23 protein-coding genes are annotated in these 25,139 nt (G+C 71.2%); 10 read left to right on the top strand and 13 right to left on the bottom strand.

Annotated features, from left to right (window positions below; all coding sequences use genetic code 11):
- Positions 1-51: 51 nt before the first annotated feature.
- Genes ACFVSU_RS11725 through ACFVSU_RS11715 form a run of 3 tightly spaced genes read left to right on the top strand, consistent with a single transcriptional unit; the run spans position 52 to position 3,214 of the window.
- The gene (locus ACFVSU_RS11725; RefSeq protein ID WP_387142627.1) at positions 52-693 is read left to right on the top strand and encodes a helix-turn-helix domain-containing protein; all 642 of its coding nucleotides are present in this window, start codon (positions 52-54) and stop codon (positions 691-693) included.
- Positions 690-1,364 (top strand): hypothetical protein, encoded by a 675-nt coding sequence (locus ACFVSU_RS11720; protein ID WP_387142625.1) that lies wholly within the window; start codon positions 690-692, stop codon positions 1,362-1,364. Before ACFVSU_RS11725 ends, ACFVSU_RS11720 begins: the two co-directional genes overlap by 4 nt.
- A complete protein-coding gene (locus tag ACFVSU_RS11715) occupies positions 1,361-3,214 on the top strand; it encodes a YhgE/Pip family protein (protein WP_387142622.1) in 1,854 nt (617 codons plus the stop codon). The genes ACFVSU_RS11720 and ACFVSU_RS11715 overlap by 4 nt, the downstream gene beginning before the upstream one ends.
- Positions 3,215-3,271: 57 nt before the next feature.
- On the opposite strand, the gene ACFVSU_RS11710 is transcribed toward ACFVSU_RS11715, so the two are convergent.
- A complete protein-coding gene (locus ACFVSU_RS11710) occupies positions 3,272-3,613 on the bottom strand; it encodes a hypothetical protein (RefSeq protein WP_387142619.1) in 342 nt (113 codons plus the stop codon).
- Between the two features lie 234 nt (positions 3,614-3,847).
- On the opposite strand from ACFVSU_RS11710, the gene ACFVSU_RS11705 reads away from it, so the two are divergent.
- Positions 3,848-6,451, top strand: a complete 2,604-nt coding sequence (locus ACFVSU_RS11705; protein ID WP_387142617.1) for a penicillin acylase family protein — start codon at positions 3,848-3,850, stop codon at positions 6,449-6,451.
- Between the two features lie 3 nt (positions 6,452-6,454).
- Here the strand turns inward: ACFVSU_RS11705 and ACFVSU_RS11700 are convergent, their stop codons facing one another.
- Both ACFVSU_RS11700 and ACFVSU_RS11695 read right to left on the bottom strand, forming a co-directional pair.
- Entirely contained in the window at positions 6,455-6,637 is a 183-nt protein-coding gene (locus ACFVSU_RS11700) for a hypothetical protein (protein WP_387142614.1), read from the bottom strand.
- Positions 6,638-6,665: 28 nt separating this feature from the next.
- Positions 6,666-7,109 carry a VOC family protein gene (locus ACFVSU_RS11695; protein WP_387142611.1) on the bottom strand — a complete coding sequence of 148 codons (444 nt, stop codon included), beginning with the start codon at positions 7,107-7,109 and terminating at the stop codon, positions 6,666-6,668.
- Between the two features lie 83 nt (positions 7,110-7,192).
- On the opposite strand from ACFVSU_RS11695, the gene ACFVSU_RS11690 reads away from it, so the two are divergent.
- Entirely contained in the window at positions 7,193-7,741 is a 549-nt protein-coding gene (locus ACFVSU_RS11690) for a CGNR zinc finger domain-containing protein (protein ID WP_387142608.1), read from the top strand.
- A gap of 4 nt (positions 7,742-7,745) precedes the next feature.
- On the opposite strand, the gene mnhG is transcribed toward ACFVSU_RS11690, so the two are convergent.
- The 7 genes from mnhG to ACFVSU_RS11655 all read right to left on the bottom strand — a co-directional run bounded on the left by mnhG (position 7,746) and on the right by ACFVSU_RS11655 (position 15,236).
- Positions 7,746-8,102: a monovalent cation/H(+) antiporter subunit G gene (gene mnhG, locus ACFVSU_RS11685; protein ID WP_310286911.1), complete on the bottom strand. Its 357-nt coding sequence runs from the start codon at positions 8,100-8,102 to the stop codon at positions 7,746-7,748.
- Positions 8,102-8,368 (bottom strand): monovalent cation/H+ antiporter complex subunit F, encoded by a 267-nt coding sequence (locus ACFVSU_RS11680; protein WP_220288949.1) that lies wholly within the window; start codon positions 8,366-8,368, stop codon positions 8,102-8,104. The genes mnhG and ACFVSU_RS11680 overlap by 1 nt, the downstream gene beginning before the upstream one ends.
- Positions 8,365-8,964 (bottom strand): Na+/H+ antiporter subunit E, encoded by a 600-nt coding sequence (locus tag ACFVSU_RS11675; RefSeq protein WP_387142603.1) that lies wholly within the window; start codon positions 8,962-8,964, stop codon positions 8,365-8,367. Before ACFVSU_RS11675 ends, ACFVSU_RS11680 begins: the two co-directional genes overlap by 4 nt.
- Positions 8,961-10,544, bottom strand: a complete 1,584-nt coding sequence (locus ACFVSU_RS11670; protein WP_387142600.1) for a Na+/H+ antiporter subunit D — start codon at positions 10,542-10,544, stop codon at positions 8,961-8,963. The genes ACFVSU_RS11675 and ACFVSU_RS11670 overlap by 4 nt, the downstream gene beginning before the upstream one ends.
- Positions 10,541-11,086: a Na(+)/H(+) antiporter subunit C gene (locus tag ACFVSU_RS11665; RefSeq protein WP_387142598.1), complete on the bottom strand. Its 546-nt coding sequence runs from the start codon at positions 11,084-11,086 to the stop codon at positions 10,541-10,543. Before ACFVSU_RS11665 ends, ACFVSU_RS11670 begins: the two co-directional genes overlap by 4 nt.
- Positions 11,083-14,013: a Na+/H+ antiporter subunit A gene (locus tag ACFVSU_RS11660; protein WP_387142595.1), complete on the bottom strand. Its 2,931-nt coding sequence runs from the start codon at positions 14,011-14,013 to the stop codon at positions 11,083-11,085. The genes ACFVSU_RS11665 and ACFVSU_RS11660 overlap by 4 nt, the downstream gene beginning before the upstream one ends.
- A gap of 155 nt (positions 14,014-14,168) precedes the next feature.
- Positions 14,169-15,236, bottom strand: coding sequence for a LacI family DNA-binding transcriptional regulator (locus ACFVSU_RS11655; protein ID WP_310286905.1), 1,068 nt, complete (start codon positions 15,234-15,236; stop codon positions 14,169-14,171).
- 81 nt (positions 15,237-15,317) lie between these two features.
- On the opposite strand from ACFVSU_RS11655, the gene ACFVSU_RS11650 reads away from it, so the two are divergent.
- Positions 15,318-16,547: an MFS transporter gene (locus tag ACFVSU_RS11650; protein ID WP_375870217.1), complete on the top strand. Its 1,230-nt coding sequence runs from the start codon at positions 15,318-15,320 to the stop codon at positions 16,545-16,547.
- 17 nt (positions 16,548-16,564) lie between these two features.
- Here ACFVSU_RS11650 and ACFVSU_RS11645 read toward each other — a convergent pair whose 3' ends face one another.
- Positions 16,565-17,200 carry a response regulator gene (locus ACFVSU_RS11645; RefSeq protein ID WP_387143496.1) on the bottom strand — a complete coding sequence of 212 codons (636 nt, stop codon included), beginning with the start codon at positions 17,198-17,200 and terminating at the stop codon, positions 16,565-16,567.
- A gap of 2 nt (positions 17,201-17,202) precedes the next feature.
- A complete protein-coding gene (locus ACFVSU_RS11640) occupies positions 17,203-18,402 on the bottom strand; it encodes a sensor histidine kinase (RefSeq protein ID WP_387142590.1) in 1,200 nt (399 codons plus the stop codon).
- A gap of 117 nt (positions 18,403-18,519) precedes the next feature.
- Between ACFVSU_RS11640 and ACFVSU_RS11635 the strand changes: the two genes are divergently transcribed.
- Positions 18,520-19,365, top strand: coding sequence for a GAP family protein (locus ACFVSU_RS11635; RefSeq protein ID WP_387142587.1), 846 nt, complete (start codon positions 18,520-18,522; stop codon positions 19,363-19,365).
- 30 nt (positions 19,366-19,395) lie between these two features.
- Here ACFVSU_RS11635 and ACFVSU_RS11630 read toward each other — a convergent pair whose 3' ends face one another.
- Positions 19,396-20,700: a MinD/ParA family protein gene (locus ACFVSU_RS11630; RefSeq protein ID WP_387142584.1), complete on the bottom strand. Its 1,305-nt coding sequence runs from the start codon at positions 20,698-20,700 to the stop codon at positions 19,396-19,398.
- Between the two features lie 134 nt (positions 20,701-20,834).
- Between ACFVSU_RS11630 and nucS the strand changes: the two genes are divergently transcribed.
- The 3 genes from nucS (at position 20,835) to ACFVSU_RS11615 (ending at position 25,136) form a co-directional block, all read left to right on the top strand.
- Positions 20,835-21,530 (top strand): endonuclease NucS, encoded by a 696-nt coding sequence (gene nucS, locus ACFVSU_RS11625; protein ID WP_045302045.1) that lies wholly within the window; start codon positions 20,835-20,837, stop codon positions 21,528-21,530.
- A gap of 117 nt (positions 21,531-21,647) precedes the next feature.
- Entirely contained in the window at positions 21,648-24,584 is a 2,937-nt protein-coding gene (locus ACFVSU_RS11620; RefSeq protein ID WP_387142580.1) for a glycosyl hydrolase, read from the top strand.
- A gap of 33 nt (positions 24,585-24,617) precedes the next feature.
- Positions 24,618-25,136 (top strand): MarR family winged helix-turn-helix transcriptional regulator, encoded by a 519-nt coding sequence (locus ACFVSU_RS11615; RefSeq protein ID WP_387142577.1) that lies wholly within the window; start codon positions 24,618-24,620, stop codon positions 25,134-25,136.
- Positions 25,137-25,139 lie beyond the last annotated feature (3 nt).

The raw sequence follows: 25,139 nt of genomic DNA, 5'->3' as shown, positions 1-25,139 counted from the left end.
TCATCGTGGATTAACTTGCACACCACTGTGCAAGTTATCTAACGTGGAGGCATGACCTCCCCGATCGATGCTGCTCGCCGTCCGCGGCGCGACGCCCTCGAGAACCGCGCGGGCATCCTCGCCGCGGCTCATGTCGCCCTCGCGCACGACCCCCGCGCGTCCGTCGACGCCATCGCCCGCCAGGCCGGCCTCTCGCGCCGGGCGCTGTACGGCCACTTCGACGACCGCGACGCCCTCGTGCGCGAACTGGTCGCCCAGGGCGCCGCGCGCTTCAACGCCGTCGCCGCCGCGATCGACGACGCCGACGCGCGGGTCGCACTCGCCCGTCTCGCCGCCGCCCTGTGGAACGAAGCCGCGCACGTGCAGGTGCTGGCGGCGATCGCCCTCGACGAAGCCCATCTCGAAGAGACGGCGACGGCCCTCGCACCACTGCGCCGCACTGTCGTGCGCATCGTGCGCGACGGGCAGGACGCCGACGTGCTGCGCACCGACGTCGCCGCCCCGACGCTCGCGCGACTCGTCGAAGAGACCGCGCGCACCGTCATCACGCGCATCGACGCGTCGTCGCCCGCAGCCCGCGACCTCGCGGTGCGCGCCGTGCTGAGCATCGCCGGGCTGTCGTGGCGCCAGGCCGACGCGCTGCTCCACGAGCACCCCGAGATCGTCGCGACTCCCAAGGCGGCGAGCGCGTGAAGGTCGTGCTCGACGCGGTCGGCAAGGGCCGCCGCGAGCACGCGCTGCCGGCGACCTCGGCCGTCTTCGAGTGCGGCGTCGCGACACTGGTCGCCGCCGAGACCGAGCAGCGGCCGACGGTGCTCGGACTCATCGCGTCGGGCCGCATGCGCCCCGACACCGGCGGGGTGACGCTGGACGGCAAGACGGATGCCTCGGGCCTGCGTCGCCGGGTCGCCCTGGTGGATGCCCCCGAAGTGTCGGAACCCGAGCCGAACGTCACGCTCGCCGGCGTGGCCGCCGAGGAGCTCATGTTCGCCGGGCGCCGGTCGGACCCCGTTGCGGTACGGCGCTGGCTCGATGAGCACGGCCTCGGGGACGAGGCATCCGTCCCCGTCTCGAACGTGGATCCCGCCGGCCGCGTGCGTGCGCTGTGCGAGCTGGCGGTGCTGCGCAAGGGCGTCGAGGCGATCGTGCTCGTCTCCCCCGACCGCCATGGTGGAGAGCCCGCCGCGTGGTGGAGCATCGCTTCGGACTTCGCCGCTCGCGGCTATGCCGTGCTCGTGATCGCGGGGCAGGCCTCGCAGGGAGTGGCGCGATCGTCGCTCGGTGAGCGAGACGAAACGCCCCGGGCCCTCGGACGACCCCGTGTTCGCAGGCTCACCGCGCCGACGAACGGGGGCCGGGTATGAAGGTCCCCCAGATGATCCTCGCCGAGCTCCGGCGGCTCGCGTCGACCCGCATGTCGCTCATCGCGCTGATCGCCCTCATGGTCGTGCCGATCCTCTACGGCGGCCTGTACCTGTGGGCGAACCGCGACCCGTACGGCCAGCTCGACCAGGTGCCGGTGGCGCTCGTCGTCGCCGACACCGGCGCCGAGCTCAACGGCACCGACCGCAACCTGGGCGACGAGGTGGCGCAGGAGCTCATCGAGGACGGCACCTTCGACTGGCAGCTCGCCACCGCCGAGGAGGCCGACGCCGGACTCGACGACGGCAGCTATGACTTCGCGATCGAGCTGCCCGCCGACTTCACGGCCGCCATCGCGTCGATCACCACGGGCGAGCCGCGGACGGCCGACATCGTGCTGCACACGAGCGACGCGAACAACTATCTCGCCTCGACGATCGGCACGCAGGCGGTCGAGCGCATCCAGGCGACGATCACCGAGAAGGTCGTGGCCGAGGCGGGTCTCACGATGCTCGACGCCCTCGACACCATCCGTGTCCAGTTGACGGATGCCGCTGCCGGCGCCTCGCAGCTGGTCGACGGTCTCGCGCAGGCCGGCGACGGCGCGTCGCAGCTCTCCTCCGGTGCCGGGCAGCTCGCGGACGGCACCGCTCAGCTCCGCGACGGCGCGGCCCAGCTCTCCGCCGGCGCAGCGCAGGTCGCGGACGGCGCCTCCCAGGTCGCCGGAGGCACCGCACAGCTCGACGCCATCGCCGACCGGATCGGCGCCGCGTCCTCGTCCGCGATCTCGGCGCTGCCGGAGGTGCGCGACGACATCGCCGTGAAGCTCGGTGAAGCGGGCCTCGACCAGGCCCAGATCGACGACGTGCTCGCCACGCTCGACCCGGTCGGAGAGCGGCTGGATGCCGTCGACGACCGCGTGCAGGGAGCCGTCGCGCAGATCGACCGGCTGAACTCCGGCGCGCAGCAGGTCTCGGCGGGTGCGGCATCCGTCGCGGCAGGGTCGTCGACCCTCGCCTCGGGCACCGCGACGGCCGCCGACGGCGCCGCACAGCTGCGCGATGGCGCGGTGACGCTCGACGGCGGGCTCACCCAGCTCCAGGACGGCGCGACGCAGCTGCGCGACGGGCTCTCCGCGGGCGCCGCCCAGCTGCCGTCGTACGACGCCGACACGCGCCACGCGCAGGCCGACACCCTCGCGGCCCCCGTCGAGGTCGAGCGCTCGTCGCTCACGCAGGCGCAGAACTACGGCGCCGGCCTCGCGCCGTTCTTCGCCGCCCTCGCGGGCTGGATCGGCATCTACGCGCTGTTCCTCATCGTCAAGCCGGTCTCGAAGCGCGCGGTGACGGCCCTGCACTCGCCGATCCGCATCACGCTGGCCGGGTGGGCCACTCCTGCCCTCCTGGGCGGCGTGCAGATGCTCGGCCTCTTCGGCGTGCTCTCGCTCGCGCTCGGCTTCTCGTTCGCACACCCGCTCGCGACCCTCGGCATCCTGCTGCTCGCCTCGGCGACGTACGCCGCGATCGTGCTCGCGCTCAACGTGTGGCTCGGCTCGGTCGGACAGTTCCTCGGCCTCGTGCTCATGGTGCTGCAGCTCGTGACCGCCGGCGGAACGTTCCCGTGGCAGACGCTGCCCGCGCCGCTGGCGGCGCTGCACCACGTGCTGCCGATGGGCTACGTCGTCGACGCGATGCGCCAGGTCATGTACGGCGGCAGCGCCGACCGCGTCTGGCTCGACCTCGCCGTGCTGCTCGCCTGGCTCGTCGGCGCGGGGCTGATCGCCGCGATCGGCGTCACCCGCATGACCCACTTCCGCACTCTGCGCGACCTGCAGCCGAGCGTCATCGGATAGCGGGCACTCTCCGGAGACGGATGCCGCGCCCCGCGGCATCCGTCTCAGAAGTGCTTCTCAGCCGACGCCGCCGCCGTCGCAGGTGCCGTCGCCGATCTGCGACGCGTCCCCGTTGCCGGGGAACCACAGCACCTCGCCGTGACGCTCGTACCAGAAGGCCGGGATGATGTCCTCGTCATCCTGGTGCTTCTCGTGGGCGCGTACGACGGCGAGCTTGTCGGTCTCGATGTAGACGTACGGATTCTTCGCACTGTGCGTCGCGTGACAGTACGCGACCTTGTGCGTGCCGTCAGCGGGCTTGGATGCGAATGCGGGTGCGGCGCTCCCGAGCGCGACGACCGCGGTGAGTGAGACGGCGGCTGCAAGGGCAGCCGCTCTGCGCGAGGCGCGCGTGTGCATGGGCATAGTGGATCTCCCCCAGTTGAGATCGGCCATTGACGGGAAGAGTCTGACAGCGCACAGCGCTCCCGACAAGAGCCCGGTCGCGCGGTGAAAATCCGACGCGATTCGGCGCGAGGCACGACTCGGGGTTAGCATGCGGAATGGTGCCGTTGCGACCCGAACGCGCGTGACACCGAATGTCGCGGTGTCCGGCACCGCGGATCCCCCCACCCCGCCCGGAAAGCCCTTTCAATGACGAAGCCCCAGCCCTCTCCGTACGCCGTCGACGACACCCTGCATCGCCGGTCTGCGGGGAGGACGATCGGCATCGTCCTGTTCAGCATCCTCGCGGCCGTCGTGGTGCTCGCCCTCATCGCGGTGGGCTTCGTCACGTACACGGCGCAGCGCTCGTTCCCGCAGCTGAGCGGCGAGGTGAAGGCCCCCGGCCTGGAGGCCGAGGTGACGGTGCAGCGCGACGTGCTCGGCATCCCGACGATCACCGCGGACTCGTCGCACGACCTGTTCTTCGCGCAGGGCTACGTGCACGCGCAGGACCGCTTCTGGGAGATGGACTTCCGCCGGCACGTCACGAGCGGGCGCCTCTCGGAGATGTTCGGCGCGTCGCAGCTCGGCACCGACAAGTTCCTGCGCACCCTCGGCTGGCACGACATCGCCGAGCAGGAGGTCGACGCGCTCGACGCCACCCAGCGCGCGTACTACGACGCGTACGCCGACGGCGTGAACGCGTACCTCGCCGATCACCAGGGCGCCGACGCGTCGTTCGAGTACGCCGTGCTGGGCCTGCAGAACTCCGACTACGAGATCGAACCCTGGACGCCGGCCGACTCGGTCGCGTGGCTCAAGGCGATGGCCTGGGACCTCCGCAGCAACATCGAGAGCGAGACCGAGCGCGCGGTCGTGGCGCCGGACTTCACCGAGGCCGAGATCGACCAGCTGTACCCGGCGTACCCGTTCGACCGGAACCCGGTGATCGTGCCCAAGATCTCCACGGTGCCGGCGGTCGGCACGGCTCCCGACCTCCCCGAGGAGACCGACGCCTCCACCTCGTCGATCGAGTGGACCGAGGTCGGCAGCGTGATCGAAGCCGTCGGCGAACTCGTCGGCGACGCCGGAGAGGGCATCGGCTCGAACTCGTGGGTGGTGTCGGGGAGCGTCACCGACACGGGGATGCCGCTGCTCGCCAACGACCCGCACCTCGGCGCATCGCTGCCGAGCGTGTGGCACCAGATCCAGCTGAAGTGCTCGACGGTCACCGAGGAGTGCCCCTTCGACGTCGCCGGATTCGGCTTCTCGGGGCTTCCCGGCGTCGTGATCGGCCACAACGAGCGCATCGCGTGGGGCTTCACCAACCTCACAACGGATGTGACCGATCTGTACCTCGAGAAGGTCGAGGGCGACTCGTACTGGTACGACGGCGCCCTCGTGCCGCTCGAGACGCGCACCGAGACGTTCAAGGTCGCGGGCTCCGAGGATGTCGAGCTCGAGGTGCGCTCCACGGTGAACGGGCCGATCGTCTCGGGACTCACCGACGACTTCACCTCCATCGCGGAAGCTCCGTACACCGGGACGGGCGGCACCGTCACCGAGGCACCGGCCGATGCCCCCGAGGGGGACTACGCGGTGAGCCTGCGCTGGACCGCGCTGCAGCCCGGGACCACGGCATCCGCCATCTTCGCCCTCAACACCGCGAAGGACTTCGACGACTTCCGCGGGGCCGCTGCCCTGTTCGACGTACCGGCGCAGAACCTCATCTACGCCGACGTCGACGGCAACATCGGCTACCAGACCCCGGGCAAGCTCCCGATCCGCGGCGCGGGCGACGGCTCGATGCCGCAGCCGGGGTGGGATTCGGCGTACGCGTGGCAGGGATATATTCCGTTCGAGGCACTTCCTGTCTCGTACAACCCCACCGAGGGCTACATCGTCACCGCGAACAACGCGATCGTCACGCAGGACTACACCTACCCGCTCACGCGGGACTGGGACTACGGCTGGCGCGCAGCTCGCATCACCGAGCTGATCGACCGCGCGATCGCCAAGGGACCGGTGACGGCGGACGACCTCAACGCGATCCAGGCCGACAACTATTCCTTCATCGGCATGCGCCTCACGGCGGCCTACGCCGACATCACCACGGGCGATGACGAGACCGATGCGGCGCTCGACCTGCTGCAGGAATGGGACGCGCAGAACAGCGCCGACTCGGCGGCCGCCGCGTACGCCAACATGCTGTGGGACACGCTCGCCGGCAACGTGTTCGTCGACGGGCGCGAGAACGCGGCGCCGATGACCGGACAGGGCCGTCAGTTCCTCGTGATGGACGCCCTGCTCGACGACGAGGCGTCGCCCTGGTGGGTCAACGACGAGCTCGGCGTGGACGGCATGACCGACATGCTGAAGCGCTCGGCGATCGACGCGTACGAGCGACTCGTCGACGCCCAGGGCGACAACCCCTCGCGGTGGAACTGGGGGAGCCTCCACGCCCTTCCGCTCGAGAACGGCAGCTTCGGCAAGTCCGGCATCGCGGCGATCGAGTGGCTCTTCAACCGCGGGCCGTTCCCGGTCGGCGGCGGCTCGTCCGTCGTGAACGCGACGGGGTGGGACCTGACCCAGAGCTTCTCGACCGTCACCGTGCCGTCCATGCGCATGATCGTCGACCTGTCGGACTTCGACGCCTCGCGCTGGAACCAGCTCACCGGCGAGAGCGGTCACGCCTTCCACACGAACTACATCGACCAAGTGGAGTCGTGGCAGAAGGCGGAACTGACGCCCTGGGCGTTCACGCCCGAGGCGGTCGAGGCGACCACGACCGACACCCTCGTGCTGAAGCCCTGAGGGTCAGGCCTCCCGCTCGATCACGTATCCGCCGTCGGCGAGCGCCTGCGCCATGAAGGCGGCGTACCACTGCGGCCACGCCTCGTCGTAGACCCCGCCGAGCTCTTCGCTCTCGAAGCGGCCGTGTGCCGCGGCCGTGCGGGTGAGGAGGTCCCTGAGCAGCGCTTCGGCGTCGGGGAGCGGCATCCGTGTCATCTTCGGCGTCCTCTCCTGCTCAGCGCCCGGGGGCGCGCGTGACGATCTGCTGGATCACCCATCCGTTGCCGTCGGGGTCCGCGAACGAGGCGAACGTGCCGTAGCTGTCGGCGGACGGGTGCGGGCCGGCGACGCGGTTGTCGGTGCCGGCCCAGTGGAACACGCCGTCGGCGTCGTGCCAGAGGTCGCTGACCTCCGCGCCCCGCTCGACGAGCTCGGCCCGCGCCGCGGCGATGTCGGCGGTGATGAGGTGCAGCCCCTGGGTCGAGCCCGGCTCGGCCGTCGTGAGCTTGTCGCCGAAGATGATCGACGCCGCCGAACCCGGAGGGGTCACCTGCACCACGCGGAGCCCGCGCTCCGTGCGGAAGTCGGCGTCCAGACGGAAGCCGAGGCCCTCGTAGAAGGCCTTCGAACGGTCGACATCCGCGACGGGGATGACGACGACTTCGAGCTTCAGGTCCATGGGATTCTCCTTCGATCGGTGCGTTACCGGTTAGAACGGTGACAACGGTGCCAGACATTCCCGTTACCTGTCAAAATGGTGATGTGATCCACGCCTTCCCCTGCGGCACGCTCAGCCTCGACTTCGTCGGCACGCTGCGCGCGCGCCGCAACGACGACCCCACCGAGAAGCTCGCCGACCCGTCCGACCTCGATGCGTGGTTCGTCGAGTCCGGCCTCGTGCCCCGGGCCGAGGCATCCGTCCCCGAAGACCTGGGGGAAGCGATCGAGGTGCGCGAGGCGATCTACGCGCTGGTGTGGTCGCGCCTGCACGACGAGCCCCTCCCGGCCGAGGCCGTCGAGAGGCTGAACACCGCCGCCGCGACCCCGCCGCTCACCGCTGCGCTCACCCCGGAGGGATGGCTGCGCTCGGGCACACCGCGCCAGGCGCTGTCGCACATCGCCCGCGAGGCCGTCGAGATCATCGGCGGCGAACAGGCCGCGCTGCTGCGCGAGTGCGCGCGACCGGAATGCACGCAGGTGTACCTCGACCACTCGCGGGGTCATCGCCGCGAGTGGTGCTCGATGGCGACGTGCGGCAGCCGGATGAAGGCCAAGGCCTATCGCGAGCGGCAGAAGGCCGGCTCGGCCTGACGCGTCAGCCGCCCGAGGCGGGCGGGGTGCGCTTGGATTCGGCGAGCTCGTCCACGTACAGGCCGGTCTCGTCGATGGTGCCGTTGCGGTAGGCCTGACGCCCCACCATGTGCGCCGAGAGCGGGGCGGTGGCGAGCTGGATCAGCACGACGGGCACGAGGAACGCCACGACCGGCCATGACCGCAGCGACAGCGCGATCGCGAGGCAGATGAGGATGAGCCCGAGCACCTGCGGCTTGGTGGCGGCGTGCAGGCGGGTCGGCACGTCGCGGAACCGCAGCACGCCGATCGCGGCGGTCAGGCACAGCAGCGCGCCGATGAGGATCAGGATCACGGCGGCGAGGTCCAGCATGGCGTCCATCAGCGGTCCTGATCCCTTCTCGCGACGAACCGGGCGATCGAGATCGATCCGAACACGCCCACGGCGGCGATGATGAGCAGCACCGGAAGCGTGCGCGTGTGGTGGTTGATCGCCATCTCGGCGCCGAGCACGCACATCACCAGGGTGAGGAGCACATCGGATGCCACGGCCCGGTCGAGGATCGACGGGCCGATGACGATGCGCCACAGCGTGAGCAGCGCCGCGACCGCGAAGATCACGTAGATCGCGAGCAGCAGCACGTTCATCGGGAACCCCCTCGGGCCACGGTGCCATGCGGAGCGGCATCCCGCATCGCCTGGAGCTGCGCGTGCGAGCCGACCGCCCGCACGATGCGCTCCTCCCAGTGGTGCACGCTGGCGCGCTGCTTCGCGACGTCGGCGTCGCCGCGCACCCCGATGACGTGGAGGTAGAGGATGCGGCGATCGCGGTCGGTGTCGACGATGAGAGAGCCGGGGATGAGCGAGCATGTCACGCCGACGTGGGTCATGATGAGGTCGTCGTCGGTGACGAGCTGCGCGGCGATGATCGCGGTCCCCGGCTGCCGGCGGAAGTCGAGCACCTGCCAGGCGACCGTGAGCGAGCCGAGCACGACCGCCACCAGGAACTCCACGACGAACACCAGGCCCCACCAGAGGTTGACGCGGCCGGACAGCTCGACGGGCGGCAGGCGGAAGATCCGTGTCACGACGAGGGCGGCGACGAGGCCCGTGAGGAACGCGAGCCAGGTGAACTGGCCCCACAGCAGCATCCACAGGGCGATGAGCCACACGAAGAACGGCAGCTGCCGCCACGCCGTCGTGAAGGCGCGACGGAGCCGGCTCTGGGGCAGGTCGGGGCTCACGGCGCCTTCTCCGTTCCCGCGGCGTCGTCTTCGAGCTGGGTCAGCGAGACCGGCTGCAGCAGCGCCTCGCCGATGCGCGTGCAGACGTCGTACAGCGGACCGGCGAAGATCGTGAGCGCGACCGTGATGGCCACCATGCCGGTGGTCGCGGCGGTCATGATCTTCGGGATGACGCGACGCTCGGTCTCGATGCCGGCCGCGGGCGCCGAGCCCAGGTACGAGATGCGCGCCTCGGTCTCGGCCGAGTCCTCGTCCTCGCGCCAGAACGAGAGGTTCCACGCGCGCATGAGCGCGTAGAGGGTGAGGAGACTGGTGAGGATGCCGCCCACCATCAGCACCATCATGATCGGCGTGCCCACCTGCGCGGCGGCGTCGAAGAGCGCGAACTTGCCGATGAAGCCGGAGAACGGGGGAAGCCCGCCCAGGTTGATCGCGGGGATGAAGTACAGCACCGCGATCACGGGGGCCGCCTTCATGAGGCCCTTGACCCGGAGGATCGACGTCGAGCCCGCGCGGCGCTCGACGAGGCCGACGGCGAGGAACAGCGTCGTCTGCACCACGATGTGGTGGACCATGTAGTAGATCGTCGCGCCGATCGCGGCGGGCGTCGCGATCGCGAGCCCGAAGATCATGTAGCCGATGTGACTCACGAGCGTGAACGACAGGATTCGTTTCAGCTCCGCCTGCGCGACCGCGCCGAGCACACCCACGATCATCGTCGCCAGCGCCACCCACATCAGCAGCTGGTTCACGTCGTTGTCGAGGAACAGCTCGGTCTCGGTGCGGATGATCGCGTAGACGCCGACCTTGGTCAGGAGGCCCGCGAACACCGCGGTGACCGGAGCGGGCGCCGTCGGGTACGAGTCGGGCAGCCAGAACGACAGGGGGAAGACGGCCGCCTTGATGCTGAACGCGAGCAGCAGCATCAGGTGGAGGATCAGCTGCGTCTCCTGCGGCAGCTCGCCCATGCGCTCGGAGATCTGCACCATGTTCACGGTGCCCAGGGCGCCGTAGATCATGGCGATCGCGGCGAGGAAGAGGATCGACGACACCAGCGACACGACGATGTAGACGACGCCGGTGCGGATGCGCGACTCGGTCGAGCCGAGCGTGATGAGGACGTAGGACGCGACCAGCAGGATCTCGAAGCCGACGTAGAGGTTGAAGAGGTCGCCCGCGATGAACGCGTTGAAGATGCCCGCGCCCAGGATCAGGTACGAGGGATGGAAGATCGAGACCGGCGTGTCGTCGTCGCCGTCGGCAGCACCCTGACCGACCGAGAACAGGAGGACCGCGAGCAGGACGATGCTCGACACCACCACGAGGAGGGCCGCGAGCCGGTCGACGTACAGCACGATGCCGAACGGGATCGGCCAGCCGCCGACCGAGACGGCGATCGGCTGGTCGCCGGCGTCGACGACGTACAGCAGGATCGCGGCGATGATGGTCACGGCGCTCAGCGTGACGACCGACACGACGACCTGGGTCCTGCGGTGCCGGCCCGCGATGAGCGCGATGGCGGCACCCAGCAGGGGCAGCGTGACGAGCAGCGGGACGAGGGCGGGCGCGATCTGGGTCATGCGTCGTCACCCCGATCCCGCGACTCCGGGGAGGGACGGTCCACCGGGGCGTCATCGCGGAGGCCCGCGAAGTCGCGCGCGCCGAGGATCGTGATCGGCGCGGTGTCGGTACCGACGAAGTCGGTGGTCGCGTCGTCGTCGGCGTCCTCGATCTCGGTCTCCTCGTCCATCGTCTCCTCGACCTCGGCGGCGCGCTCGCGCACCTCGAGGTCGGCCTCGTCGTCCGCCACGGTGTCGGCCTGGCCGAGCTGCCACGACCGGTAGATCAGGGCGAGGAGGAACGCCGAGACGGCGAAGGTGATGACGATCGCGGTGAGCGTGAGGGCCTGCGGGAGCGGGTCCGACATGTCGTCGACGGATGCCGAGCCGAAGAACGGAGCGACCCCCGGGCGGCCCATCACGATGAGCAGCAGCAGGTTGGTCGCGTTGCCGAGCAGCAGGAATCCGATGAGCACGCGTGTGAGGCTGCGCTCGAGCATGGCGTAGACGCCGCACGCGAACAGCACCGCCATCACGACGATGAGGACGAGGGAGACGTTCACGGCACCGTCACCCCCTCCTGCTCGCGCGCTTCCTGCGCCTGGCGGTCGACCTCGGCGCCGAGGCTGCGCAGCACGTCGAGCACGAGCCCGATGACCACGAGGTAGACGCCGATGTCGAACAGCGTCGAGGTGACGAATTCCACGTGACCGAGCAGCGGCACGTTCCACTCCCAGAAGTAGCTCGTGAGCGGCTGGTCGCCGAAGAACACCGGCACGATCGCACAGGCGACGGCGATCGTCATGCCCGTGCCCAGCAGGCGTCCGGCGTCGGTCGGTGCGGCGGCGCCGAGCTCGTAGCGGCCGCCCGCGATGTAGCGCATGACGAGCGCCATGCCCGCGACGAGGCCGCCGGCGAAGCCGCCGCCGGGCAGGTTGTGACCCGCGAAGAGCAGGTACAGCGACACGATGATGATCGTGTGGAAGAGGATCCGCACGATCACCTCCAGCATGATCGAGCGGTTCTCGGGCCGTACGCGCTGGCCGCCGACGAGCCACGCCATGCGGCCGCCGCCGGCGCCGCGCGGCTGGACGCCCTCGGCGGTCTCGACCAGCGGACGCCGCGTGCGGGTCGCCCCGGTGGGCAGCGACGAGATCGCGCGCGACAGCGTGTCGGCGCGGTGGGTGACGAAGACGAGGGACGCCACACCCGTCGCCGCGAGGATCAGCACGGACAGCTCGCCCATGGTGTCCCAGCCGCGCAGGTCGACGAGGGCGACGTTCACCACGTTCTTGCCGTGGCCCAGCTTGTATGCGAGGTCGGGGAAGGCGTCCGAGATCGGCTTCTCGACGCGGGCGCTGGTGGCCACGATCGCGACGAGCGCCATCGTGATGCCGACGGCCGCGCCCAGCACCGCGCGCGCGACCGGCCAGACCGAGGCGTTGTGCTCGCCCAGGCGCGACGGGATCCGGCGCAGCACGAGTGCGAACGCCACGAGCGTCACCGTCTCGACGAGGATCTGGGTGAGCGCGAGGTCGGGAGCGCCGCTCGTCGCGAAGAGCAGCACCATGCCGAGGCCGGTCACCGACACCAGCACGACTCCCGTGTACCGCTTGCGTGCGCGGATCGCGATGAGTCCGGCCGCGATCATGGCGGGCGCCACGAGCAGCTGCGTGGGCGTCTGGTAGGCGTCCAGCTTCGCCTGCCAGTCCTCGCTCGCGAGCAGCGCGGTCGCCTCGGCCGCCACGAACACGACGAAGATCGTGCCGACGTAGACGGGCAGCGAACCACGCTGCGTGAGGCTCGTCGTGACGACCGACAGGCGCGCGATGACGCGCAGCGCACCGTTGTAGACCTCGGCCGCGGTGAACGGGAGCAGGCGCTTCGCGGGACGCCAGCCCCGCGTCGCCCAGAACACCACGACGCCGATCGCGATCGTCGCGAGCGAGATCCACAGCGCCGGCTCGAGGCCGTGCCAGAGGGCGAGATGCGCGGGATGCTCGGGCGCGGGGACGCCGGGCGTCGAGACCGGCGCCTGGTCGGCGTACGGCGCGAACGCCTTGTCGAGCCAGGGCGCGGCGACCCCCGCGATGACGGTGAGCCCCGAGAGCACGATCGGCGCCACGAGGAATCCGATCGGCGGGTCGGGCCATTCCGTGTCGGGCATGCGGTCGCCGTTCGCCGCGCGCTTCGTCGAGAACGCACCCCAGAGGAAACGGATGCCGTATCCCGCGGTCAGCACCGAGCCGAGGGCGATTCCGACCAGCGCCACCATCCCCCACACCGCGCCGCCGAGGGCCTCATGCAGCAGCGCGGCGAGGGCGCCCTCCTTGGCGACGAAGCCGATGGTGGGGATGATGCCGATCATCGACGCGACGGCGATGATCGAGAACGTCGCCATGACCGGCGCCTGCCGGCCGACGCCCGAGAGCTCCGTCAGGTCACGGGTGGACAGCTGGCGGTCGATGACGCCGACGACGAGGAACAGCGCCGACTTGAACAGGGCGTGGCTCAGCAGCAGCGCGAGACCTGCCAGCGCAGCATCCCGAGTCCCGTACCCGAGCACGACGGTCAGAAGGCCCAGCTGGCTCACGGTGCCGAAGGCGAGCACGCGCTTGAGGTCGGTCTCGCGCAGCGCCTGGAAGCCGCCGAGCAGCATCGTGAAGACGCCCAGGGCGATCACGATCGGCCGCCACGGCGGGGCGATCGCGAAGACGGGCGCGAAGCGGGCGATGAGGTAGATGCCCGCCTTCACCATGGCCGCCGCGTGCAGGTAGGCGCTCACCGGGGTCGGCGCGGCCATGGCGCCGGGGAGCCAGAAGTGGAACGGGAAGATCGCCGACTTGCTGAGCGCGCCGACGAGGATCATCACGAGCGCGGCGTCGACGATCGGGCCCGAGGGTGCTTCCGCGAGGATCGTCGAGATGCTCGACGTCCCGGCATCGACCACGAGCAGCACGACGCCGATCAGCATGACGAGTCCGCCGAGCGTCGTCACGAGAAGCGCCTGGAGCGCGGCACGACGGCTCGCCGCGCGCTTGTTGTAGTACCCGATGAGGAGGTACGACAGGACGCTCGTGACTTCCCAGAACATCACGAGGACGACGAGGTCGTCGGTGAGGACGAGTCCGTACATCGCCCCGGCGAACGCGAGCAGCACCGCCGCGAACTGCCCGAGGTTCTCCTTCTTGCCGCGGAAATACCAGCGGCAGTAGATCATCACGAGCGCCCCGACGCCGGTGACGACCAGCGTCATGAGCCACGACAGCGTATCCATCCGCATCGAGAGGTCGATCCCGAGCGGAGGGATCCAGGCGTATGTCTCGAACGGAATGTCCCCGGCGAGCACCTGAGGGGTGAGCACGGCCGCGTAGACGAAGCCCGCGATGGGGAGGATCGCCGCGACGTAGAACGCGCGGGCGCCGATGCGCGCCACGAGCCACGGGAGGAGGATCGGGACGACCGCGAACGCGCCGAGAACGAGGAGCATTCGGGCCTCCTCGGGGTCGTCGGCAGGCGCAAGTCAGAGGAGGACGGCGCAAAGCCCAGGCGATCGGGGTGTCAGGAACCATCCTAACCGGCGCATCGCACCCGATCGCCCGGACGGCATACATCGCCCCTCGTTCGAGGGCGTTTCCGCCGGTCTCAGGCGAGCGCGGGTGCGGGTCCCGTGGTGTTGCCCTCGCGGAAGGTGCACGTGAACCGGATCGACGCCGCGGGGATGCCCTCCAGCATCGCGGCGACGGCAGCACCCGCGGCGCGGCCCTTGTCGGTGGCGGGCTGCACGAGGGTGGTCAGCTCGTACGGAGCGAGGCCGTCGACGACGATGCCGTCGAAGCCGGTGACGCTCACGTCCTCCGGCACGCGCAGCCCGGCCTCCTCCGCCGCACGGATCACTCCGGCGGCGAGCAGGTCGCTCTGCGCGATGACGGCGGTGGGCCGCCGGTCGGGGTCGGCGAAGATCTCGCGGCCGGCCGCGAACCCCTCGTCGATGAAGCTGCCCGCGGCCGCGTAGGCGGTCGCGTCGGGGAACACGTCGAGGGCGCCGGCGAGCCGCTCGCGGGTGACGTCCACGGTCACCGCGGTGTCGTCGTGCAGCCAGCCGCGCTGCCAGTCCACGCGGGCCGGCAGGGTAACGATGGCGATCTCGCGGTGACCGAGCGCGCGCAGGTGGCTCGCGGCCTGGCGCTGGGCCTCACGATTGTCGAGACCGATGCGCGGCACGTCGTCGCCGGCATCCCCCTCGATGACGACGACCGGGATGCCGCGTGCCTTGACGGTCTCGAGCGACTCGCGCAGCAGGCCGCTGCAGCCGATGAGCACGGCGGCGTCGAGCGGGGCGGTCGTGAGCGACGGGCCGCTCCCGGTGGGCTCGTGGTCGCGCAGGAGCAGCAGTCCCGCGCCGAGCGGGGTGACGGCGTCGGCGAGGCCGTCCATCATGAGCGTCTTCACGGGGTCGAGGAACGCGGTGCCCAGGTGCTCCTCGAACACCACGCCGACGATCCCCGAGCGCCCGCGGCGCAGCGAGGCGGCGCGCGGGTCGGGGCCGGTGTAGCCGAGGGCGGAGGCCGCGTCGAGCACCCGGCGGCGGGTCGCATCCGACACCGGGGTCTTGCCGCTGAACACCACCGAGGCGGTCGACGGCGAGACGCCTGCCTCGCGGGCGACGTCCGAGATCGTGGCGCGGCGGATGCCGGTGTCCTGACGGCTCATGCTGTCACGATCGTAGCCCGTCGCGGACCCGTGATGTCGAATCGATTCGGCCGTCTCGAATCGATTCGGTAGCATGTGCGGATGGACACCGCGCTCACCCGTCGGCAGCTGGTCGCCTGGCGCACCGCGATCTTCACGATCTTCCTCATCATGGGAGTCGGCTTCGCGTCGTGGGCGTCGCGGCTGCCGGCGGTCAAGAACGACCTGGGCATCAACGACCTCCAGGTGGGCGTCCTGCTGTTCGTCTCGGGTGTCACGTCGATCTTGGGCCTCTCCCTGGCCAACGTGATCGTGGCACGGTGGGGGGCGCGCCGCGGAATGTTCGCGACCATCATCACCTTCGCGCTCGGCGTCGTGGTGGCGGGCGTGGGCGTGGAGTTCGTACAGTCGTACGTCGTCGCCGCCATCGGTCTCGGGCTCATGGGCCTCGGGATGAGTGCCACCGACGTCATGATGAACGTCGAGGCGGCTGCGGTGGAGCAGGCTTTCGAACGCACGCTCATGCCGCTGTTCCACGCCTTCTTCAGCCTCGGCACCGTCGCGGGCGCCGGACTGGGCGTGGCGATGGCCGCCCTGGGGATCGGCGTCGGCTGGCACCTCGGCGCCGCCGGACTCCTCGTCGCCGTCGCGGGACTGCTGTCGCTGCGCGCCGTGCCCGTGCGCGAGAGCGTGCACGACGATCCCGCGACGAGCGTCACTCGCCGCGAGCGCTTCGCCGAGATCGCGGCGGTCTGGCGCGACCCGCGCACCTACGCGATCGGCGCGATCATGCTCGGCATGGCGTTCGCCGAGGGCAGCGCCAACGACTGGCTCTCGATCGCGATGGTCGACGGCCACGACCAGACCGAGGCGGTCGGTGCCATCGCACTGACGGTGTTCTCGGTCGCGATGACGACGTTCCGCATCCTCGGCGGCCCGCTCGTCGACCGGATCGGCCGCGTCTGGTCGCTGCGCATCCTGTCGATCGCGGCGGGCGTGGGCCTGGTCATGTTCATCCTCGCGCCGAACCTGCCGATCGCCTTCATCGGCATCGCGCTGTGGGGTGCGGGCGCATCGCTCGGCTTCCCGCTCGGCATGTCCGCGGCGGCGGACGACCCGAAGAAGGCTGCCGCGTCCGTCTCGGCCGCTGCGACCATCGGCTACCTGGCGTTCCTGTGCGGCCCGCCGATCCTCGGCTGGATCAGCCACGAGATCGGCATCCTGCCGACCCTGTGGATCATCGTCGCCCTCATCGCGATGTCGGGGCTCGCCTCCGGCGCCGCGAAGCCGATCGCCGGCTCGAAGGTCGGCGCGGGCCACGCCCACCACTGACGCTCTGAAGTCGGGGCTCACGCCTCGCCGGCGGCGATCGCGACCGCGTGCGATCGGCTGCGGGCTCCGAGCTTGGCCAGCACGCTGGAGACGTGGGTCTTGACCGTCGCCAGCGAGATCCCGAGCTCGTCGGAGATCTGCCGGTTGGACCGGCCGGTGCGCATCCCCTCGAGCACCTCGCGCTCGCGCTCCGTGAGCAGGTCGAGCTCGCCGGTCTCCCGCGTCGCCAGCGGCGAGCGCGGGATCAGCGCCAGGGCCCGGCGCGTGACGCGAGGATCGAGCATCCCCTCCCCGGCCGCCACCCGACGGACGGCTTCGACGAGGGTCGCGGCATCCGTCGTCTTCAGAAGGAAGCCGGCCGCCCCGGCGCGCAGGGCGCCCTCGACGAGCTCGTCCTCATCGAAGCTGGTCAGCACGAGGACCTGAGCCGAGCCCGCCGCGACGATCTCGCGCGTCGCGGTCACCCCGTCGGTGCCCGGCATCCGGAGGTCCATGAGGACGACGTCGGGGCGAAGCGCGGCGGCGTTGCGCACGGCGACCGCGCCGTCGGCGGCCTCGCCGATCACCTCGAGCCCGTGGCTCTCCAGCATCAGCCGCAGCGCCTCCCGGATCGCGCCGTGGTCGTCGGCGAGCAGCACCCGCGGTGCGGCCACGCTCACGCGTGAACTCCCGCCGGGATCGTGGCTCGCACCGACCACCCGGCATCCGACGGACCGGCCTCCAACGCGCCGCCGAGCGCCCGCGCACGCTCCTGCAGCAGCTCGAGCCCCCAGCCGGTGCCCGGCATCGGCACGCCGGTCGCGGGGCGTCCGCCGCGCGATTCGACGCGCACGCGCACCTCACCGTGATGCGATTCCAGCACCACGTCGACCGCCGCCCCCGCGGCGTGGCGCACGCAGTTGGCGAGGGACTCCTGCACGATCCGCGCGACCGCCAGCTCGACGGACGAGGGGATGTCGCCGGGAAGCGTGTCGTCCAGCGTCACCGTCAGTCCCTGCCGACGGGCGTCGTCCACGAGCTCCGGGATGGCGCCGCGGTGCGGCGACACCACCGGCGCGTCGCCGGTACGCAGCACCGCGATCATGGAGCGCAGCGCCTGGTGGGCTTCGAGGCTGGAATCGCGCACCGCGACGAGCGCCGCGCGGTCGGCGCCGGCTCCGGGATCCGTCGACAGCGCGGCCTCGGCCCGGATCGCGATCGCCGCGACATGGCCTGCCACGAGGTCGTGCAGCTCGCGCGCCATCTGCTCCCGCTCGCGGCGCATCGCCGCGTCGCGATCCCGTGCCGCCAGTCGTTCGGCATCCTCGGCTCGCCCTTGATGCAGCGCCACCAGCTCGTGCGCCTGTGCCACCGATGTCGCGTACCAGTAGTCCATGCCCGCGAGAGCGCCCAACTGCAGGGCGACGACGACCGCGACGCGCACGTCGTCGGCGGCGGCGAGGGCGACGACGCCGATCCCGGCGACGGCGATCACGATGCCGAGGAGGATGCGGCGCCGGCCTGAGGCCGAGGCGGCGCGCGTCGCGGCGTACAGCAGGTCGAGCACCACGACGAGCGTGACCACGCCGCCGACGGTCATCAGATCGATCGCGAACAGCACCAGGGCGACGCCGAGCAGGGCCAGCGGAGCGCGCGCACGGAACGGCACCAGGGCGCACGCGGGCAACGCGGTGGCCAGCGACCACCACGGCGACACCTCGGCGGGGAGCACCGAGAAGACGGTCCACAGCCCGACGATCCCGAGCGCCGCCAGCACGATCGCGAGAACGGCCATCCCGGCCGCGTCGGCGATCGATCGATGCTCGCGCACCCATTCGACGACGGATGCTGCGACGCGCCGCTCCGATCCGTTCACGCCTTCATGCAATCACGGGCGCCGGGGCGAGGCATCCGTCCAAAGGAGGAGGCCACCGCAGAACGACTCGTCCCTCCGCCCGATCCGCGCACGCCCGCACGGCGCGAGGCTGGCGTCATGGAACTGCTCGCCGACGCCCCGCTCGCCCTCACGCTCGGCGTCCTCGCCCTCCTGGACGGACTGAGCGTCGGAACACTGCTCGTGCCGATCTTCCTGCTGCTCGCCCCCGGACGGACCCCGGTCGGACGTGTGCTGCTCTATCTCGGCACCATCGCGACCTTCTACCTCGCCGTCGGCATCCTCTTCATGCTCGGTCTGGTGAATCTGGTCGACGTTGCGCAGGGCTTCCTGTCGTCGCCGGCGGGTCAGGTCGTCCGCCTGATGGCCGGTGCGGCCCTGTTGCTCGTCGCCTTCCTCATCGGGAGAGGCTCCACACCTGCGTCCGGGTCCCGGGCGACGGGCGAACACGTGCGGGTCTCACCGATCACCGGCATGCCCGTCGCCGGGGCGGTCCCCGCCCCTGTGGCCGCAGCGGCGGAGACCGCTCGGTCGGAGCCGTCGGCGCGTCTGGTGCGGTGGCGCGATCGCCTCCTCGCGCCCGAGGCCTCCGGCGGTGCGGTGATGGCCGTCGCGGTCGGTGCGGGAGTGGTCGAGGTGGCCACGATGCTGCCCTACCTCGTGGCGATGGGCATGCTCGCCGAGGCGCCACTCGGGATGCCCGTGCGGATCGCCGCGCTGGCGGGGTACTGCGCCGTCATGATCCTCCCCGCCGTCGTGCTGCTGGTGCTGCGCATCGTGGCGGCGCCGGCCGTCGAGCGGCCGCTCGGACGCCTCGCGGCGTGGATGGAGCGCACGGGCCGCGAGAACACCGCGTGGATCATCGGCATCGTCGGGTTCCTGGTGGCTCGAGGAGCCGCCACCGAGCTGGGTCTCTTCGACAGGCTAGGTGCGCTGCTCGGCTGATCTCCGAGCCGGCCGCCGCGTACCCGTGCGTCAGAGCCGGTCGGCCACCGTCGCAGCCACCGTGAGCCACGCGTCGCGGGTCTCGGGCGACAGCGCGTCGAAGTCGATCGGGCCGCCGTCGACGAGCGACGGATCGAACGGCGCGTTCACGACCGCCGACGTCACCTGCTCGAAGTGCTGCGACAGGCGGGACTCGAGCTTGCGGTCCGGGCGCGAGGACGGGGCCGTGAGCACGGTGACCGCCTCGTCGATCTTCCTGCCGAAGCCCTTCTCGCGCAGGCCGTCCAGCAGCCACGCGGCACTGGCCGCGGTGTCCTCGCGCACGGTCGAGACGATCACGAGCTGGTCCGCGGCGGCGACGGCGGCGACCCAGTTCGAGGCGCGCATGTTGTTGCCGGTGTCGACGATCATCAGGCGGTAGTAGCGGCGCAGCAGGGCGTGGAGCCGGTCGAACGCCGCCGCGTCGATCGTCGAGGAGGCCGCGGCATCCTCGTCCGAGGCGAGCACGTCGAAGCGGGCGTCGACCTGCGTGCGGACGTAGTGGTCGAGCGCCGCGAGGCTGGACCCGCGGAAGTTCGAGGCCTCGTCGAGGTCCTCGAGGAGGTCGACGGCGGTGCGGTGATGCGGTGCGTGCTGCGCGCGCCAGCCGAGCGTGCCGCGGGTCTCGTTGTTGTCCCATGCGAGCGTCGCTCCGCCGCGCAGCGTGCCGAAGGTCGCCGCCAGCAGCAGGGTGCTCGTCGTCTTGTGCGCGCCGCCCTTGGGGTTGAGCACGACGATCGTGCGGGGGGCGTCGAGCCGGCGCTGCACGCGCTTCTCGCGGTCGAGGCGCGAGCGCTCGACACGGCCCGGCGCCGGCGAGATCAGGCCGCCGGTCGCGCGCCGCACGGCGCCCTGCCAGCCGGTCGTCGCCCGGGGGCGCCCTCCGCCGCCGCGCGAGTCGAGCAGATCCTGCACGGTCGGTCGCGCGATCTCCTCCGCGACCGGCGCGAGCGACGGCACGGCAGGCACCGGCGTCGGCGCCGTGACCGGAAGGGCCGCCACCGGCACGGGAGCGGGCGCCGGGGCGGGCGCCGCCTCGACGGCCGCTTCCTCCAGCGCCTCGTCGTACGAGCCGTCCGGGTGGACCACGAGCGGCCAGCGCGACGAGCCCTCGACGAGGGTCGCGTGCGCCGGCTCGCCGGCGGATGCCGCGAGCTGACGGATCTCCTCGACCACACGGTCGCGCAGCGCAAGGCTGTCGGGGGCGACGACCTCGGCCACGTCGCTGCCGACATGGAGCTCGGCGACGGTGCTGGACAGGATGTGGACGGTCGCGTCGGGCAGACGTGAGTTCATCGGTTCTTCTCCGGACGAAAGGGGTGGCGTGGGGGGCCGGGGTCTCAGGGCCGCGCGGCGAGGCGCAGGCAACGAGGGCAAAGGCTATCCGACGAGCCTGCGGGCAAGCTGACGCGGGCGGCTAGGCTCTTCGGGTGCGTCTTGTCATCGCCCGCTGCTCCGTCGACTACACCGGGCGGCTCAACGCCCACCTCCCCCTCGCCACGCGCCTGCTGGTGCACAAGGGCGACGGCTCGCTGCTGGTGCACTCCGACGGCGGCTCGTACAAGCCGCTCAACTGGATGAGCCCGCCGTGCCGGCTGGACGTCGAGGTGCCCGACGAGGAGTCGGCGTCCGCCGGCGTGCTCGAGCACTGGCGCGTGACGCACGCGAAGACCGGTGACGCGCTGCTCGTGCGCATCTACGAGGTCATCCACGACTCGTCGCACGAGCTCGGCATCGACCCGGGCCTTCAGAAGGACGGCGTCGAGGCCGACCTGCAGCGCCTCCTGGCCGAGCAGGTCGACGTCATCGGCGAGAACCTGACGCTCGTGCGCCGCGAGTTCCCGACCGCGATCGGCCCGGTGGACCTCCTGCTGCGCGACCCCGAAGGCGGCACGATCGCCGTCGAGGTCAAGCGCCGCGGCGACATCGACGGCGTCGAGCAGCTCACGCGCTACCTCGAACTGCTCGGCCGCGACCCGCACCTCGCCCCGGTGACCGGCGTCTTCGCCGCCCAGGAGATCAAACCCCAGGCCAAGGTGCTGGCCGCGGACCGCGGCATCCGTTGCGTCACCCTCGATTACGAGGGCATGAAGGGCATCGAGTCCGGCGCCCCCCGCCTCTTCTGACGCTCCCCCGCTCGGCGCCTGGCGCCCCCTCACTCCCGGTGAGAGGGTTGTGTTGTGTCCTGTGGACGGTACATACTGTCGCGGAGACAGTTCTTTACCCGAACGGATGCTGCAGCAATGACGCTCGACGACTTCCGGCGTGAGATCGCCGAACCTGCCATCGAATTCCGCCCCGAGCTGCGTTGGTGGCTCGCCGAGGGCCTGCACAGCGACGCGACGCTGCGCCGCGAGATCGACGACGCTCATCGCCTCGGCTTCGGCGGCATGGAGTTCCTCGCCATGGACGAGGGCGCGATCGACCACGCGCGCTACGGCTGGGGCTCCGAGGAGTGGGTGCACGACTCGCAGGTCGTGGTCGAGGAGACCACCCGCCGCGGCATGTCGGTGAGCTTCACGTCGGGCACCAACTGGTCCAACGCCAACCTCCCGACGATCACGCCCGACGACCGCGCCGCCGCGCAGGAGCTCGACGTGGCGTCCGAGACGCTCGCTCCCGGCGAGCGCCGCTCCGGTCCGCTCCCCCGGATCGACCTCGCGGCACCCGCCGCCGCCCGCCACCTTCCCGGTGAGCGCGGCACGATCCGCGACCAGCACCTCGTCGCCGTCGTCGCGGCCCGCGTGGTCGACGCCGATGCGGGGGTGCTGGATGCCTCGTCGCTCACCGAGCTGACGGCATCCGTCACCGACGACACGCTGGAGTGGACGGCACCGGACGGCGACGGCGACTGGCGCCTCTTCTCCTACTGGCTGCACGGGACCGGTCAGACCGCGGAGCCCTCGGCATCCGTCAACTACACCGTCAACTACATCGACCGCGACGGCGTCGACGCCGTCATCGCGTACTGGGACGAGGTCGTGCTGACTCCCGAGCTGCGGGCGCAGATCGCGCAGAACCCTCGCGCGCAGATGTACATGGACTCGCTGGAGCTGTCGACGTTCGGCGCCGGCGGCCTGTTCTGGGGTCACACCGTCGTCGACGAGTTCCGCGCCCGCCGCGGCTACGACGTGGTGCCGTGGCTGCCGTTCCTCACGCGCGACGTGCCGTTCATGGCGGTCTCGACGGTCTACCACCACCAGCCCGCCGACGACGCCGACCGCGTCACGGTCGACAAGGTGCGCCACGACCTCGTCGTCACCTTCACCGACCTGTACATCGAGAACATGCTGCGGCCGTTCGCGGAGTTCCTGCACGGCGTGGGCATGACCCTGCGCGCCGAGATCAGCTACGGGCTGCCGTTCGAGCTGACCCGCCCCGGCCCCGAGGTCGACGGCATCGAGACGGAGTCGCTGGAGTTCGGCGCGCAGATCGACGCGTACCGGCTGCTCGCCGGCCCCGCGCACCTGTTCGGCAAGCAGTACTCGTCCGAGACGGGTGCCACCACCCGCAACCACATGCTCGACCACCGGTTCTACGACCAGATCATCGCGACCCAGCTCGCCGCCGGCATCACCAAGACCGTGCTGCACGGGTGGGCCAGCCCTGCCGGCGCCGAAGGTGTGACCGAGTGGCCGGGGCACGAGGGCATGTGGCCGATGTTCTCCGAGCGCTTCGACACGCGCCAGCCGGGCTCCGAGTTCTACCCCCTCTGGACCGCCGCCATCGGCCGGCTGCAGTACGCGCTCCGGCGCGGCCGGCCGCGCATCGACGTCGGCATCCTTCGCACCGACCACTTCACCGACAACCTCGTCGGGCTCTCGCTGACCGGCGAGGGCGGCGAGCGCATCCCCGACGAGGTCGCGTACGGCACGATGTGGATGCGCGACCGCGACAACTTCTGGTGGCAGGACCTCGGCATGCAGGACGCCGGCATCACCTACGAGTTCTTCGACGGGTCCCTGCTCCTCCGCGACGACGTCTCGTTCGACGGCGACGAGGTGCAGCCTTCCGGCCCCGGCTATCGCGCCCTCGTCGTGTACCAGGAGACCCTCGACGCCGACGTCGCCGCCCGCCTGCTCGAGTGGGCGCGCCGCGGCCTGCGGATGGTGGTCGTCGACGGGGCCCGCGAGGTGCAGTCACTGATGGAGGGGCGTCACAACACCCACGAGATCGCGGCGGCGCGCACCCCCGGTCTGGACGGACGCGACGACGAGCTCGCCGCGATCATGGGGGAGCTGCGACGGATGCCGGGGGTCCGCGTCGCCGCGCCGTCCGGCGTCGTGACCGCCCTGGACGAGCTCGGCGCGGGCGGCCGCGCGCGCTTCGAGACCGACGATCCGCACGTGCTCACCCACCTGCGGGAGGACGACGGCCTCGTGGTCCTGTACGCGTACCACTTCCTCTACGAGACGACCGAGCCCACCACGGTGCGCATCGCGCTCGAGGGCATGGGAGCGGTGCACCGCCTCGACGCCTGGATCGGCGAGCTGCGTCCGCACCGCGGCGCGCAGCGCGATGACGACCGCACCCTGGTCGAGCTCACGCTCGCCCCCGGCGAGGTCGCGATCGTGGTGTTGGACACGACGACGGATGCTGCGGACTCGCCCGCGCCGGCCGTCACCGAGGTCGCCCGGGCCGACGCGTGGCGACTGGTCGTCGAGAGCTGGGACGCCGGCGAGCCCGAGGTGCTCGAGGAGGACCGCGGGCTCGGCTACGTGTCGCGCGAGGTGCGCCCGACGACCGCCGTGACGCGGCTCGACGCCGGCGGCATCGAGCTCGCGCCGTGGTCGGAGATCGCGGCCGTCGGTCCCGATGTCTCCGGCGTCGGCGAGTACACCGCCGTCCTCGCCGTCCCCGAGGTCGCGGACGGCGTGCGATACCTCCTCGATCTCGGCTCGACCGGCGGCGGGCTCGGGTCCGTGCGGGTCGGCGACGGCCCCGAGCGCGGGTTCGACACCGCGCACCCGGTCGTCGACGTCAGCGGCAGCATCCGTCCCGGTGACAACGCGGTCACCGTCCGCGTCTCGAGTTCGCTGAACAACCGGCTTCGCGCCCGTGGATACTATGAGCGCATCCCCGACATCGGGGCGCAGTTGACCGGCGAAGAGCGCATGCAGCACGCGGTCGTGCGCGAGTACGGACTCCTCGGCCCGGTGCGGCTGGTGCGCGAGGAGTGACGACCGGAACCGAGCGAGAGGAACGAGCAGGCGATGGCCAGAGGTGACGTCGACACCGGCGCCTCGGCGGACTTGACCCCGGTCATCGCGCCCGACCCGCTCGACCTCCGGCTGTCGCTCGCCTCGATCGTGCACTGGGCCGACAGCACCGGGGTGCGCCGCGACGTCATGTCGCGGGTCGCGTTCCCGGTGGACGACATGGGCATGTTCCTCGTCGTCAACCAGCTCTCGTACAACGGCGCGATGCGACCCGTCGACCTGTCGCTGGCGCTCGGGCAGACCGCGACGAACATGAGCAAGATCGTCGGCCGCCTCGTGGGCGCGGGCCTGGTGGTGCGCGTTGCGGCGCCCGATGACGACCGCGGAGTGCTCGTCGCGCTCACCGACGAAGGCCGCCGCATCGGCGAGCGCATCATGTCGACGGCCGAGTCCAACATGAGGACTCTCCTCGCCGACTGGTCCCCCGCCGAGATCGAGGATCTGCGGCGCATGATGGCGCGCCTCGCCCGCGTGCACCGCTCCGTCTCGGAGCGGAGGGCCGCCTCCGCATAGGCT

This window comes from Microbacterium sp. NPDC058062, from assembly GCF_042885375.1.
GTDB classification, from domain to species: domain Bacteria; phylum Actinomycetota; class Actinomycetes; order Actinomycetales; family Microbacteriaceae; genus Microbacterium; species Microbacterium trichothecenolyticum_C.
Note: the sequence above shows the minus strand (reverse complement) of the source record. Positions and strands in the feature narration are given on the sequence as shown.

Excerpts from the sequence above, each read along its gene's own strand:
- ACFVSU_RS11620 (WP_387142580.1), top strand. The coding sequence starts at position 21,648 with ATGACGCTCGACGACTTCCGGCGTGAGATCGCCGAACCTGCCATCGAA.
- ACFVSU_RS11635 (WP_387142587.1), top strand. The coding sequence starts at position 18,520 with ATGGAACTGCTCGCCGACGCCCCGCTCGCCCTCACGCTCGGCGTCCTC.
- ACFVSU_RS11680 (WP_220288949.1), bottom strand. The coding sequence starts at position 8,368 with ATGAACGTGCTGCTGCTCGCGATCTACGTGATCTTCGCGGTCGCGGCG.
- ACFVSU_RS11725 (WP_387142627.1), top strand. The coding sequence starts at position 52 with ATGACCTCCCCGATCGATGCTGCTCGCCGTCCGCGGCGCGACGCCCTC.
- ACFVSU_RS11650 (WP_375870217.1), top strand. The coding sequence starts at position 15,318 with ATGGACACCGCGCTCACCCGTCGGCAGCTGGTCGCCTGGCGCACCGCG.
- ACFVSU_RS11630 (WP_387142584.1), bottom strand. The coding sequence starts at position 20,700 with ATGAACTCACGTCTGCCCGACGCGACCGTCCACATCCTGTCCAGCACC.
- ACFVSU_RS11705 (WP_387142617.1), top strand. The coding sequence starts at position 3,848 with ATGACGAAGCCCCAGCCCTCTCCGTACGCCGTCGACGACACCCTGCAT.
- ACFVSU_RS11695 (WP_387142611.1), bottom strand. The coding sequence starts at position 7,109 with ATGGACCTGAAGCTCGAAGTCGTCGTCATCCCCGTCGCGGATGTCGAC.
- ACFVSU_RS11660 (WP_387142595.1), bottom strand. The coding sequence starts at position 14,013 with ATGCTCCTCGTTCTCGGCGCGTTCGCGGTCGTCCCGATCCTCCTCCCG.
- ACFVSU_RS11715 (WP_387142622.1), top strand. The coding sequence starts at position 1,361 with ATGAAGGTCCCCCAGATGATCCTCGCCGAGCTCCGGCGGCTCGCGTCG.
- ACFVSU_RS11710 (WP_387142619.1), bottom strand. The coding sequence starts at position 3,613 with ATGCACACGCGCGCCTCGCGCAGAGCGGCTGCCCTTGCAGCCGCCGTC.
- ACFVSU_RS11655 (WP_310286905.1), bottom strand. The coding sequence starts at position 15,236 with ATGAGCCGTCAGGACACCGGCATCCGCCGCGCCACGATCTCGGACGTC.
- ACFVSU_RS11670 (WP_387142600.1), bottom strand. The coding sequence starts at position 10,544 with ATGACCCAGATCGCGCCCGCCCTCGTCCCGCTGCTCGTCACGCTGCCC.
- ACFVSU_RS11700 (WP_387142614.1), bottom strand. The coding sequence starts at position 6,637 with ATGCCGCTCCCCGACGCCGAAGCGCTGCTCAGGGACCTCCTCACCCGC.
- ACFVSU_RS11615 (WP_387142577.1), top strand. The coding sequence starts at position 24,618 with ATGGCCAGAGGTGACGTCGACACCGGCGCCTCGGCGGACTTGACCCCG.
- mnhG (WP_310286911.1), bottom strand. The coding sequence starts at position 8,102 with ATGGACGCCATGCTGGACCTCGCCGCCGTGATCCTGATCCTCATCGGC.